Source organism: Sphingomonas carotinifaciens, assembly GCF_009789535.1.
In the GTDB taxonomy this organism is placed as follows: Bacteria; Pseudomonadota; Alphaproteobacteria; order Sphingomonadales; family Sphingomonadaceae; genus Sphingomonas; species Sphingomonas carotinifaciens.
The window spans coordinates 984487-997175 of sequence record NZ_WSUT01000005.1 but is presented as its reverse complement, the minus strand read 5'-3'; the positions used below and the strand labels follow the sequence as shown (position 1 = coordinate 997175).

Below are 12689 nucleotides of genomic sequence, written 5' to 3'. Positions count from 1 at the left end.
ATGCCCGGCGCATATAAACGGGCAAAACTGTGAGAATCAGTCGCGCGGTGCCTCGCGCAGCATCGCCTCCAGCGTGGCCCGCGCCGCGCTGTCCGCGGCGGAGGTATCCACCACCCCCTCCAGCGCGCGGTACGCGGCCAGCACGCGTGCGCCCTCCGGGGTCAGCCGCGCCCCGCTATCCGCGCCGCCGCCGCGCGCGGTGGCGACCAGCTTCGCCGACCAGCAGCGATTCATCTCGTCCACCAGCAGCCATGTCCGGCGATAGCTCATCGCCAGCGCGCGCCCCGCCGCGGAGATCGACCCGTGCTGCCGGATCGCCTCCAGCAGGTCCGCCTTGCCGGGGCCCATCGCGATCACTTCGCCGCACAGGATCTGCAGCTTCAGCTTCAGCGGGCCCCGGCGCACCGACATTATCCGGCAAAGGCCTTTTCGATCACGTACGCGCCCGGCTGCGCGTTCGACCCCTCGGGGAAGCCCATCGCCTCGAACTGCGCGCCCAGGCTCTTGATCATGTCCATGCTGCCGCACATCATGATCCGGTCCGTCTCCGGGTTGAACGCGTGCCCGCTCGGCAGGTCGGCGAACAGCCGCCCGCTCTCGATCAGCGCGTCGATCCGCCCCGTCGTGTGGAACGGCTCGCGCGTGACGGTGGGGACATAATGGAACTTCTCCGCCGCGACTTCGCCGACCAGCGGATCGTCGGCCAGCTTGGCCGACAGCTCGTCATGATAGGCCAGATCGCTCACCCGACGCACCGAATGGACGATCACCACCTCGTCGAACAGGTCGTAGATGTCCGGATCGCGCGCCACCGACAGGAAGGGGGCCAGCCCGGTGCCCGTCGACAGCATGAACAACCGCTTGCCCGGCAGCAGCGCGTCGGCGACCAGCGTGCCGGTCGGCTTGCGCCCCAGATAGATCTGGTCGCCCGGCTGCACCTTTTGCAGCTTGGAGGTCAGCGGGCCGTCCGCCACCTTGATCGACAGGAAATCCAGCTTCTCGTCATAGGACGGGCTGGCCACCGAATAGGCGCGCAGCAGCGGCTTGCCCGCGTCGCCGGGCAGGCCGATCATCACGAACTCGCCGGACCGGAAGCGGAAGCTGTCGGGACGCGAGATGGAGAACGAGAACAGATGCTCGTTCCAATGGTGGACGCTTTGCACCGTCTCCACGCTCAGCGCCGCGGTGGGCGCCAGTTCGACCTTGGTTTCCGTCAACACACTCATGCTCCTTGGGACCGGCGCCGGGCGCCGTCCTCCACTTCTCGATCCTGCAAGCGATGACGCGCCCTTACCATGCGAAGCGCAGGCTGCCCACAAAGGTCCGCGATGCACCGAAATAGCAACTGTTGTTGAAAAAACAGGAGGCGATGTGCCGCGTGTCGAACAGATTGTTCACATTGGCGGTAAAGGTCAGCCCGGTCATCGCCGCATCCAGCCGGCCCAGGTCATAGCCCAGCACCGCGTCCGCCAGCACGAAGCCGGGCGACCGGAACCGCTCCACCACCGTCTGGTTGGCGCGCACGAAGCTGGCGGTACCGTCCGATTCGCCGACATAGCGGACACCGCCGCCGATGGTGACGCCGCCCAGCGGCCCGGCGACGCCCGCCCTGGTCAGGTCGTAGCTGACGAAGCCGGACGCGCTCCACTTCGACACGCCCAGCGGCCGCGTTCCGGTGACGCCGGCCAGTTGTGCGCCGCTGCCGACCACCGGCGTGCCGCGCGTCACCAGCGGATCGGTGTAGGTGCCCGCCACCGTCACATCCAGGCCCGGTGCGATCTCGCCGCGCCCGTCCAGTTCGATGCCCTTTACTGCGACCTCGCCCACCTGCACCTGCGCGCCGGTCGGTATGCCCGCCACCACGCCCGCGCGCGGATCGCCCACCGGCACGTTGCGCCGCCGCAGGTCGAAGAAGGACAGGGTGAACAGCGCGCTCGTCCCCGCCGGCTGGTATTTCAGCCCGCTTTCATATTGCCGCCCGGTCACCGGCACGAACGGCGCCGTCGTCACGCTGCCGCCACCAATCGTGTAGAACACGCCGGCCTGTGGCTCGAAACTCTCCGAATAGCTGAAGAAGGGCGACAGCCCGATCTTCGATTCGTACAGCGCGCCCAGCCGCGTCGTGAACGCGGTCTGCGACAGGCGGGCCAGCGCATTGGTGTTGCCCGGCGCCAGATTGCGGTTGATCGTCGCCTGATTGTACCAGTCCCACCGCCCGCTCGCGATCAGCTGCAACCGCCCGATCGCAATCTGGTCCTGCAGGTACAGCCCGACCTGATCGATCGCGCGCCGGTTGCGCGTCTGGAGCAGCGGGAAGTTCGGCTGCACCCCGCCATAGACCGGGTTGAACAGGTTCAGGTTCGCAATGCTGGTCGCCGGGTTGTTCGTCACCCCGGTGTTGAACTGCTGGTCGTTCACACCGCGGTTGTTCTGCCAGTCGACGCCCGCCAGCAGCGTATGGCCGACCGGCCCGGTGCCGAAGCTGGCGGACAGGTGGTTGTCGATGGTGATCGTCCGGAACGATTCGTCCGATCCGCCACCGCCGCGCACGATGGTGGAAAAATCGGTCTGCCGCGCAGCACCCGCGCCCGTGGTCGCAAAGGCGGACAGGTAGATTTGCCGGTAATGCAGGTCGACATCGAAATAGCGCGCATTGGTCGTCCAGCGTACCGCATCGGACAGGTCGTGGCGGATCAGCAGCGTCGCCGACTTCTGCTTGCGGTCGAACGCCTCATACGCCGGCTCGGACACGTTCAGGTCGATCGGAAACCGCCCGAACGGATTGGGCAGCGCCGATCCGTAAACCGGCACGCCGCTATAGGATGCCGCCTCCGGATCGCGCTGATAGCTCAGCAGCAGCGAGATGCTGGTCCGGTCGTCCGGCGCGAAGGTCAGCATCGGTCGCGCATAATAGCGCCGGTTGCGCGTGCGGGCGACGAAACCGTCCGACTGCTCGGCCCCCGCGATCACCCGGAACAGCCATGTGCCGTCCCGGTCCAGCGGCTGGTTCACGTCGATCGCCGAGCGGACCAGATCGAAATTGCCCCCGGCCAGCTCGATCCGCCCGCCCGCCTGCGCATAGGGCAGCTTGCTGGTCAGGTTCACCAGACCGCCCGGCGTCGCGCTGCCATACAGGACCGACGCCGGCCCCTTGATGACGTCGACGCTGTCGACCAGATGGAAATCGATCTGCGGGATCGCATACACGCCGCCCTGCAACCGCATCCCGTCCATGAAGATCGCCGGCGAGAAGCCGCGCACGAACAACTGGTCGTAACGGGTGGCGACGTTGCCGCGCTGGTTGGGCGATACGCCCGCGACATAGCTGAGCGCCTGGTTGATCGACAGCGCGTTGCGCCGGGTCAGTTCCGCATTGTCGATCGCGGTGATCGTCTGCGGCGTCGCGATCAGCGGCGTGTCGGTCTTGGTCCCCGACTTGGCCGAGGTCTCGTCGCGCTGGCCGTTCACCACGATCTCCTCGGCAGAGCGCGTCTGGGTGTCGTCGTCCGGGGCGATCGGGTCGGCGCCGGCCGGCGCCATCACCATGCCGGCCAGCATCGTTCCCGCCAGCCATCCCGCCAGGCGCATAAATTTTCCCCCGTGATATTGATAATGACTCGCAGAGGCTGCTAAAGGGAGCCGATCACCGTGACAAGGAAAATTCGCCACTTATGTCCGCCGGCCCCGTTCCCGCCTCTCGCCATGCCGCCGCGCGCCACAGCGCCGGCGTCGTCTGGCGCTGCGTGACGGTGCTGTTCGGTGGCTACGCCTTTGCCGCGGTCGGCGTGACGCTTCTCGCCCGGCTGCTGCCGATCGACCGGGCGGAGGCGACCGGATGGGGCATGGTGCTCAGTTTCCTCGTCTTCGTCTCGGTCGGCCTGTGGGGGCTGCACGACCACCGGCTGGGCCGCGTGTCGCTGGTGATCTGGGGCGGCGCGGCGCTGGGGTTCGCCGCGCTCCGCCTGCTGGGCGTCCGTCCGTGAGTGCCGCGGCGATCGGCCTGCGCCAGTCGATGGCGACGATCCATGGCTGGCTGGGCCTTCTCGCCGGCTGGATCCTGTTCACGATGTTCCTGACCGGCACGGCCAGCTATTTCCGCCCGGAAATCACCCAGTGGATGCAGCCGGAGATCCGCCCCGCCGCCGTCTCGCCGTCGCAGGCCGCGGGCGCCGCGGTCCGCCGATTGAACGCGGACGGGCCGGACGATGTGCAATGGTATATCTACCTGCCCGACGACCGCACGGTCGCCACCCGCGCCTTTCGCCTGCTCGCCCCCGGCCCCGACGGCAAGCCGCAGCGCGGCCCCGGCGAGATCACGCTCGATCCCGCCACCGGTGCCGATCTCCACGCCCGCGACACGCGCGGCGGCGAGCATTTCTACCGCTTCCATTTCCAGCTTCAGCTGCCGCACCCCTGGGGCCGCTGGCTGGCCGGGCTGTGCGCGATGTTCATGCTCGGCGCGATCATCTCGGGCGTCATCACCCACAAGCGCATCTTCGCCGACTTCTTCACGCTGCGCTGGAACAAGGGGCAGCGGTCATGGCTCGACGCGCACAACGTGTCCGCCGTCCTCGCCCTGCCCTATCATGCGATGATCACCTATACCGGGCTCATCACGCTGGTCGCGATGTATATGCCCTGGCCGGTGGCGGCGAACTACGCCAAACCGCTCGCCTTTGCCGAGGCCGCCTATGGCCTGCCCGCCGAGGGCGAGGCAAGCGGCCGCCGCGCCCCGCTGGTCGATGTCGCCGCACTGGTGCGCGATGCGGAGGGCCGCTGGGGCAAGCCCGCCACCCGCCTCGTCGTCCGCCACCCCAACGACGCCGCCGCCACCGTCACCGTCAGCCGCCACACCCGGGGCTCGATCAACGCGCGCACCCCCTCCATCACCTATGACGGCGCCACCGGCCGCGTCCTCGCCGTCGCCCCCGACGCCGGCCCCGCGCTCTCCACCGCCGGCGTCATGCTCGGCCTGCACATCGCCGGCTTCGCCGGGCCGGCGCTGCGCTGGGCCTATTTCGCGCTCGGCCTGACCGGCGCGGCGATGGTCGGCACCGGCCTGTTGCTCTGGACCACCAAGCGCCGCCGCCCGAACGCCGCGCCCTTTTTCGGCCTGCGCCTGGTCGAACGGCTCAACATCGCCGTCGTCGCCGCCTTTCCGATCGGCATGGCCGCCTATCTGCTCGCCAACCGCCTGATCCCGGCACAGGCACAGGGGCGCGCCGCCACCGAGGTATCCGCGATGTTCTGGGTCTGGGGCATCCTGTCCCTCGTCCAGCTCGCCCGCCCCGCCCGCCGCGCCTGGGCCGAGCTCTTCGCGCTCGGCGCGCTGGCCTGGGCGGCGATCCCCATCGTCGATGCCGCGACCACCGACCGCGGCCTGTTCCACGCGCTGGCGACCGGCGACATGGTCTTTGCCGGCGTCGACATCGCCACCCTGGTCATCGCCCTCACCCTGGCGCTCGCCGCCTGGCGCGCCAGCCGCCGTCCCCCCGCGCCGAAAGGGCGCCGCACCACCGCCCCCCGACAGGAGCAGCTCGTCCATGCCTGACGCCATCCTCTTGAGCTTTCTCGGCCTGTGGCTGATGGCCGCCGCCTCGCACAAGCATTGCCGGGAGGCCGGGGTCTGCGATCCCCGCGCCAAGCGTGCGCTGCGCTTCCTCGGCAGCCTCGCGCTCGTTCTCGCCTTCACCACCTGCGGCACAGAACTCACCGGCGAGCGCGTCGTCCGTGCGCTGGGTGCCGCCTCGGTCGCGGGTGTCGCGCTCGTCCTGCTGCTGTCCTTCCGCCCCGCGCTCGCCTTTGCGCCCCTGCGCCGGGCACTGGCGCTCAGCCGGGGTCGAACACCGACCAGCCCGTCCGCTGCACGAGCCGTTCCAGCGCGAGTGTCCCCAGCTGCGAATTCCCGCGGGCGTTGAGCCCCGGCGACCACACGGCGATCGATGCCTTGCACGGCGCGATCGCCAGGATGCCGCCGCCCACGCCCGACTTGCCGGGCAGGCCGACGCGAAAGGCGAACTCGCCCGATCCGTCATAATGGCCGCAGGTCATCATCACCGCATTGATCCGCCGCGCCCGCTGCGGCGACACCACCAATCGCCCCTTTCCCCGGCGGTGGCGCCGGGCTGCACCCCGCGCGCCATCAGGTAGCGCCCCGCCAGCGCCAGTTGCCGGCAACTCATCGCCAGCGCACATTGGTGGAAATAGAAACCCAGCACCCGCTCGACCGGGTTCTTCAGGTTGCCGAAGGCGTGCATGTAATGCGCCAGCGCCATGTTGCGGTGCCCCGTCTCCATCTCGGCGGCGGCGACGGCGCGGTCGACGATGATGTCCTCCTCCTCCGCCAGCCCGCGCACGAAGCGCAGCATCTCGCCGATCGCCTCGCGCGGTTCGTGCCGGCCGAGCAGCACGTCCGACACCACGATCGCGCCGGCATTGATGAACGGGTTGCGCGGGATGCCGTGTTCGGTCTCAAGCTGCACGATCGAGTTGAACGCGGTGCCCGACGGCTCCCGCCCCACCCGCGTCCACAACTGGTCGCCCACCGCGCCCAGCGCCAGCGTCAGGGCGAAGACCTTGGAAATGCTCTGGATCGAGAACGCCTCTTCCGCGTCGCCCGCCAGATGGCACGTCCCGTCCATCTCGATCACCGCCATCCCGAACCGCGCCGGATCGACGTCGCGTAAACCCGGAATATACTGCGCCGGCACCCCCCGGTCGGGCGCCGCCTTCATCTCCGCGGCGATCTCGGCAATGACGGCGGACAGGTCGACCATGCCCGATCCTAGGGCATCGATATCCGATCCACCACCTCCGTTCGTGCCGAGCGAAGGCCATCCACCCGTCGAAGCACGCCAGTAGGCCGCCATCACCTCCGTTCGTGCTGAGCGAAGTCGAAGCACAAGCGGTACGGCGTGGCCTTCGACTTCGCTCAGGCCGAACGGATGTTGGGAAGGGGAAGCGCGAACCGCCACCGCAAATACCCCCCTTGGGTCACCCCCTTCGATGGTGTACGCTCCAACCCATTGATGTCGCCCGGTTCCGACAGCCCGATGCGCGCCGCCCTCGCGCAATGCCGCCGCCATTTCGCCGCGGCGGCGGTGTTCAGTGCGCTGCTCAACCTGCTCTACCTGGCCCCCACCCTCTACATGCTGCAGGTCTATGACCGGGTGGTGCCGACCCGCGGGGGGCAGACCTTGCTCTTCCTCACCCTGGTGCTGCTCTTTGCGCTGCTGACGCTGGCGCTGCTCGATCGCACCCGCACCCGCCTGCTCACCCGCGCCGGGGTCGCGCTCGACGCCGCGGTCGCCCCGCATCTCCTCGATGCCACGCTCGGCCGGCCCGAGGCACCCGAGGCGCGGCAGGCGTTGCGTGATTTCGACCAGTTCCGCGCCACCCTTACCGGCCCGGCGATGCTGGCGCTGTTCGACGCGCCGTGGCTGCCCTTCTACATCCTCGTCTGTTTCGTCGTGCATCCCTGGATCGGCGCGGTCGCGCTGCTCGGCGGCATCGCCCTGCCGCTGATCGCGCTCGCCAACGAACGTGCCACGCGCCCCCGGCTCGATCAGGCACAGGCGATCGCCGCGCGCACCTATGCCGCGCAGGACGCCGCGCTCTCCTCGGCGGAGGCGGTGCGCGCGCTCGGCATGCGCCGCGCCCTTGTCGCCCGCCAGCAGCGCGAGCGCGATGCGATGCTCGTCGCCCAGACCGAGGCGGGACTGGCCGGCGGCAGCTACCTGACGGCCACCAAATTCACCCGCCTCGCGCTGCAAAGCCTGGCGCTCGGCCTCGGCGCGCTGCTCGCCATCGACGACATGATCTCGGCCGGCGCGATCTTCGCTGCCTCCTTCCTCATCGCCCGCGCGCTCGCCCCCATCGAACAGCTCGTCGCCACCTGGCGCAGCATCGCGCAAGCCCGCAGCAGCTACGCCCGCCTCGACACCATGCTCGGCCAGGCCCACGCCCAGCCCTCGCCGACCACCCTCCCCCCACCGCGCGGCGCCCTCGCGGTTGAGGGCGTCACCGTCCTCGCCCCCGGTGGCGACCGCGCCGTCCTCACCAACATTTCCGTCTCCATCCTGCCCGGCGAGGTCGTCGCCGTCGTCGGCGCCTCGGGCGCCGGCAAGTCCACCCTCGCCCGCCTCCTGGTCGGCGCCATCCGCCCCGATCGCGGCATCGTCCGCCTCGACGGCGCCGACCTCGCCGACTGGGACCCCGAACGCCTCGCCCGCCACCTCGGCTATCTGCCGCAGGACACCGCCCTCTTCGCCGGCACCGTCGCCCAGAACATCGCGCGTTTCGCCGGTGACTTGGGGGAGGACCGCGCCACGATCGACGCCGCCGTCATCGCCGCGGCCGATGCGGTCGGCGCGCGCGACCTGATCCAGCGGCTGCCCCATGGCTTCGACCACCGCCTGTCGCTCGGCGGCCGCGGCGTCTCCGCCGGACAGGCGCAGCGCATCGCGCTCGCCCGCGCCCTTTACGGCGATCCCGCGCTGCTGGTCCTCGACGAGCCCAACGCCCATCTCGATTCGGATGGCGATGCCGCCCTTGTCGCCGCACTCACCCGCGCCAGACAGGCCGGCCGCACCGTGGTCGTCGTCTCGCACAAGCTCAGCATCCTGCCCGCGGTCGACAAGCTGCTCGTCCTGCGCGACGGCCGCGTCGATCTCTACGGCCCGCGCGACGAGATACTGCCGCGCATCACCCCGCCCAAGCTTCGGGCCACGCCCGCCCCGCCCGCCATCCATGGCTGACCCCGCCGCCCCGCCAATGGCCGATCCCGGCCGCGACATCCGCACAGGCGGCATCGTCGCCGTGCTGTTCTTCGTCCTGTTCCTCGGCTGGGCCGCCTTTGTCCGCCTCGACGCCGCCGCCTATGCCCCCGGCACGCTGGTCGTCTCCGGCCAGCGCCAGACGGTGCAGCACCGCGACGGCGGCGTGCTGCGCCAGATTCTGGTCCGCGAAGGGCAGCGGGTGGCAAAGGGCCAGCTTCTCGCCAGCCTCGCCGCCGCCGACGTCGTGGCGCAGGAACGCGCGCTCTCCGCACAAGCCATCCGCCTGCTCGCCCAGCGCGCCCGGCTGGAGGCCGAACAGCTCGGCGCCACGACCGTCGCTGCGCCCGCCGAATATGCCACGCTGATCCCGGAGGATCGCGACGCCGCCCGCCTGGCGCTGCGCCTGCAACAGACCGAACTCGATGCCCGCCGCGCCACCCTCACCGCGCAGCGCCAGGCACTTGGCCAGCGCGCCGCGCAGTCGGGGGAACAGGGTCGCGGCTACGGCACCCAGGTCGTCTCCGCCAGGGAACAGCTCCGCCTGATCGACGCGCAACTCGCCGCGCTCCGCCCCGTCGCGGAAAAGGGTTTCGTCTCGCAGACCCGCCTGCGCGAGCTGGAGCGCCAGCGTGCCGAGATGATCGGCCAGCAGGGCCAATATGCCGCCAGCGTCGCGCAGACCCGCGAGGCCGCCCGCGAAAGCCGCTATCAGGTGCTGGAGGCCGAGCGCACCTTTCGCGAACGCACCGCCGCCGACCTGCGCGAGGTGGAGACGAGCCTGGGCGAGATCCTCCCGAAACTCGCCGCCGCGCGCGACCAGCTGGCGCGCACCGAAATCCGCGCGCCCGTCACCGGCGCCGTCGTCGGCCTGTCGGTCTTCACCCCCGGCGGCGTCATCGCGCCCGGCCAGACGCTGATGGACATCGTGCCCGAGCGCACCCAGCTTCTGATCCAGGTCCGCATCAGCCCGGACGATGCCGACGATCTTGCGGTGGGTCAGGCGACGCGCGTGAAGTTTCCCGGCCTGCACGACCGCGCCCTGCCCGATCTCGACGCCCGCCTGACCCGCCTGTCCGCCGACGCGCTGACCGACGAGAAGACCGGCCAGAGCTTCTTCACCGGCGAGGTCACCGTCCCGCCGGCGCAACTCGCCCGGCTGAAGGACGGCACCGGCAAGCCCTATGGGCTGCGCCCCGGCATGCCCGCCGAGGTCCTTGTGCCGCTCCGCCGCCGCACCGCACTCGATTACGCGCTGGAACCGCTGGTTGGCGCCTTCTGGTCCTCTTTCCGCGAGCATTGATGCGCAAAAGCGCGCTACGCTGCTCCGATGACCCAGGCCCCCACCCTTCACACCGACCGGCTGACCCTCACCGCCCATCACCCGGACGATCTCGACGCGCTCGCCGCCATGTGGTCCGAACCCGCGGTGTACGCGATGATCGGCGGACAGCCCCGTTCGCGCGAAGAGGTGTGGCTCCGCCTGCTCCGCTCGATCGGCCAGTGGCAGGCGTTCGGCTATGGCTCATGGGTCGTGCGCGAACGTGGCGGCGGCCCGCCGATCGGCGATATCGGCCTGCTGGAGGCGCGCCGCGCGATCGATCCGCCGCTGGACGCGCCCGAACTCGGCTGGGCGCTCGCCCCCGCGGTGCATGGCCGCGGCTTTGCCGGGGAGGCGCTTGCCGCGATCCTCGCCTGGGCGGATGGTCACGGGGCCGACGGCCGCGGCATCGCGCGCACCTGCTGCATCATCGATCCCGCCAACGCCCCCTCGCTGCGCCTCGCCGCCCGCCTCGGCTACCGCCCCGCCCGCGACGCGCTCTATGCCGGCCACCCGGTCCACATCCTCACCCGCCCTTCCCCCGCCACCGCGAACCGCGCATAATCCCCCGCGCAATCGTTTTCGGGACCCACCGACCATGAACGGCGAGCAGCGTCTCCTGCGCAACTCGATGATCGTCACCGTCATGCTGGCGGGGGTGGGTGTCGTCGTCGGTACGATCGCCGGGTCGGACGCGATCGTGTTCGACGGCATGTATTCGCTCGCCGACGCGGCGATGACCGCGCTGGCGCTCGGCGTCGCGCGGCTGATCGCCGCCTCCAACGCCGCGGATGCCGCGGGCGGGCGGCTGCACGAGCGGTTCACCATGGGCTTCTGGCATCTGGAGCCGATCGTGCTGGGGCTGAACGGCGTGCTGCTGACGGGCGCGTCCATCTATGCGCTGGTCAATGCGATCACCGCCCTGTTGTCGGACGGGCGGCCGCTCTCCTTCGGCCCGGCCATGGCCTATGCCGCGATCGGCACCGCCGCCGACATCGCGATGGCGGTCTATGTCACCCGCGCCAACCGCACCGTCCGCTCGCAACTGGTCGCACTGGACGGCAGGGCATGGATCATGACCTCGGCGCTGGGCGCCGCGCTGTTCGTCGCCTTCGCGCTTGGCGCCATGCTCCAGGGGACGCGCCATGCCTGGATGACGCCCTATGTCGATCCCGCCGCGCTTGTCGTCATCTGCCTCGTCATCATCCCCGCCCCCTTTCAAACCATCCGCGCCGCCGTCTCCGACATCCTTCTCGTCACGCCCCCCGCGCTCAAGCTGCGGGTCGACGGCATCGCGCAGGCCACCGTCGACCGCTATGGCTTCGTCTCCTACCGCGCCTATGTCGCGCGCGTCGGGCGCGGCACCCAGATCGAACTGAACTTCATCGTTCCCCCCGACACCCCCGCCCGCCGCCTCGAGGAATGGGACGCGCTGCGCGACCGCATCGGCGAGGAACTGGGCGACGACACCCCCAATCGCTGGCTGACCATCGTCTTCACCACCGATCCCGAATGGGCGGTGTGAGAGGACATGCGCCACGATGGTTCGAACAGGATCGATGGTTCGTTCGGCGGTGCGTAAACGCATCCGGCCATGCCCATATTTTGCCCGCCGGTCCCCTTGCGCATGATTTCGACACGAAACATGATGCCGCCATCGTCAAGGGGGAGGATCGTCATGCGTCGCAGCGTTGCAGCACTGGCCATTGCCGTGGGTGCGGTCACACTCTCCCCGGCAAGCGCGGCCGATGGCGGCAAGTTCGGCGACGCGCTCAGGGTGATGCTGTCGGGCACCGCCGCCGGGCAGTGCCCCGCCGATGTGATGGGGGATGCGCTGCTCGCCGCCTGTCGGGAACAACTGCCCGCCCTGCAATCCAGTCTCGCCGCTGCCGGTGCGATCAAGGCCATGACCTTCGTTGCCGCAACCGGCGGCGATGCCGATCGCATCGAAACCTACACGGTCACCTTCGAAAAGGGGCCGCCCACCACCTGGCAGATCGGCCACCCGAACAACGGTAAGTTCGATATGGCCTATTCCGCCGGCTGACGGGAAGACGAGGGGGGTGGAACCACCCGCCCCCCCCCCCCCGCACGGCGGTTCGGCGGGGCGCCCGACCGGCAGCAAGGATGCCCGTCAGGAAGGATGCCCCTCCGCCTCGTTGCCGTCCACCGCCTGCACGCGCGCTTCGGCATCGGCGTCGCGGTCGCCGGCATCCACCCTCGTGTCGATCGGTGCATTCGGCGAGGTCCCGGCCGGCGTCCGCCCCGATCCGCTCAGCACGTCGGCGGCCGATGCTCCGCCCAGCCCGCCGCCGCCCGGTGCGCCGTCCATCTGCGCACCCGACAGGATCGCCGCGGCGCTGCCTTCCTCGCGCGGGGCCTCGGGCATGTCCTGTGCATTGTTCGGCTCGTTGATCGCCATGATCCACACTCCTTGCATCTCTCCGCGCCGACAACGACCGACATCGCAAAGCCGTTCAATCGGAGAGCGTGGTCGGAAGGATCGCGAACGGGCGAATTTCGCGGCAGCGCCGGTCCCGGGCGCATTTCCGGACGGACACCCAGCCCGCGATCGGCTACACTGGCCGGCGTGA

Annotated in this window: 12 protein-coding genes and 1 pseudogene; 8 read left to right on the top strand and 5 right to left on the bottom strand. The window is 70.0% G+C overall.

Annotated features, from left to right (window positions below; translation table 11 throughout):
* Positions 1-36: 36 nt before the first annotated feature.
* From GQR91_RS06715 to GQR91_RS06705, 3 genes are all read right to left on the bottom strand, one after another.
* A complete protein-coding gene (locus tag GQR91_RS06715) occupies positions 37-405 on the bottom strand; it encodes a winged helix-turn-helix domain-containing protein (RefSeq protein WP_149682399.1) in 369 nt (122 codons plus the stop codon).
* Positions 406-410: 5 nt separating this feature from the next.
* Positions 411-1226: a ferredoxin--NADP reductase gene (locus GQR91_RS06710; protein WP_149682332.1), complete on the bottom strand. Its 816-nt coding sequence runs from the start codon at positions 1224-1226 to the stop codon at positions 411-413.
* A gap of 64 nt (positions 1227-1290) precedes the next feature.
* Positions 1291-3588: a TonB-dependent siderophore receptor gene (locus GQR91_RS06705; RefSeq protein ID WP_149682333.1), complete on the bottom strand. Its 2298-nt coding sequence runs from the start codon at positions 3586-3588 to the stop codon at positions 1291-1293.
* 83 nt (positions 3589-3671) lie between these two features.
* Between GQR91_RS06705 and GQR91_RS06700 the strand changes: the two genes are divergently transcribed.
* From GQR91_RS06700 to GQR91_RS06690, 3 genes are read left to right on the top strand one after another with little or no spacing between them, the layout of a single operon-like run.
* Positions 3672-3983, top strand: coding sequence for an iron transporter (locus GQR91_RS06700; protein ID WP_149682334.1), 312 nt, complete (start codon positions 3672-3674; stop codon positions 3981-3983).
* The gene (locus tag GQR91_RS06695; protein ID WP_149682335.1) at positions 3980-5551 is read left to right on the top strand and encodes a PepSY-associated TM helix domain-containing protein; all 1572 of its coding nucleotides are present in this window, start codon (positions 3980-3982) and stop codon (positions 5549-5551) included. Before GQR91_RS06700 ends, GQR91_RS06695 begins: the two co-directional genes overlap by 4 nt.
* A complete protein-coding gene (locus GQR91_RS06690) occupies positions 5544-5918 on the top strand; it encodes a DUF3325 family protein (protein ID WP_160146763.1) in 375 nt (124 codons plus the stop codon). Before GQR91_RS06695 ends, GQR91_RS06690 begins: the two co-directional genes overlap by 8 nt.
* Here GQR91_RS06690 and GQR91_RS06685 read toward each other — a convergent pair.
* A pseudogene (locus GQR91_RS06685) lies at positions 5830-6776 on the bottom strand (glutaminase). The gene GQR91_RS06690 and the pseudogene GQR91_RS06685 overlap by 89 nt on opposite strands.
* A gap of 276 nt (positions 6777-7052) precedes the next feature.
* On the opposite strand from GQR91_RS06685, the gene GQR91_RS06680 reads away from it, so the two are divergent.
* From GQR91_RS06680 to GQR91_RS06660, 5 genes are all read left to right on the top strand, one after another.
* Positions 7053-8756 (top strand): type I secretion system permease/ATPase, encoded by a 1704-nt coding sequence (locus GQR91_RS06680; RefSeq protein WP_149682337.1) that lies wholly within the window; start codon positions 7053-7055, stop codon positions 8754-8756.
* Positions 8749-10077 (top strand): HlyD family type I secretion periplasmic adaptor subunit, encoded by a 1329-nt coding sequence (locus GQR91_RS06675; RefSeq protein ID WP_149682338.1) that lies wholly within the window; start codon positions 8749-8751, stop codon positions 10075-10077. Before GQR91_RS06680 ends, GQR91_RS06675 begins: the two co-directional genes overlap by 8 nt.
* Positions 10078-10104: 27 nt before the next feature.
* Positions 10105-10659, top strand: coding sequence for a GNAT family N-acetyltransferase (locus GQR91_RS06670; RefSeq protein WP_149682339.1), 555 nt, complete (start codon positions 10105-10107; stop codon positions 10657-10659).
* 34 nt (positions 10660-10693) lie between these two features.
* Entirely contained in the window at positions 10694-11620 is a 927-nt protein-coding gene (locus GQR91_RS06665) for a cation diffusion facilitator family transporter (protein WP_112381833.1), read from the top strand.
* A gap of 153 nt (positions 11621-11773) precedes the next feature.
* The gene (locus GQR91_RS06660) at positions 11774-12142 is read left to right on the top strand and encodes a hypothetical protein (RefSeq protein ID WP_149682340.1); all 369 of its coding nucleotides are present in this window, start codon (positions 11774-11776) and stop codon (positions 12140-12142) included.
* A gap of 87 nt (positions 12143-12229) precedes the next feature.
* On the opposite strand, the gene GQR91_RS06655 is transcribed toward GQR91_RS06660, so the two are convergent.
* Positions 12230-12517, bottom strand: a complete 288-nt coding sequence (locus tag GQR91_RS06655; RefSeq protein ID WP_149682341.1) for a hypothetical protein — start codon at positions 12515-12517, stop codon at positions 12230-12232.
* Positions 12518-12689: the final 172 nt, after the last annotated feature.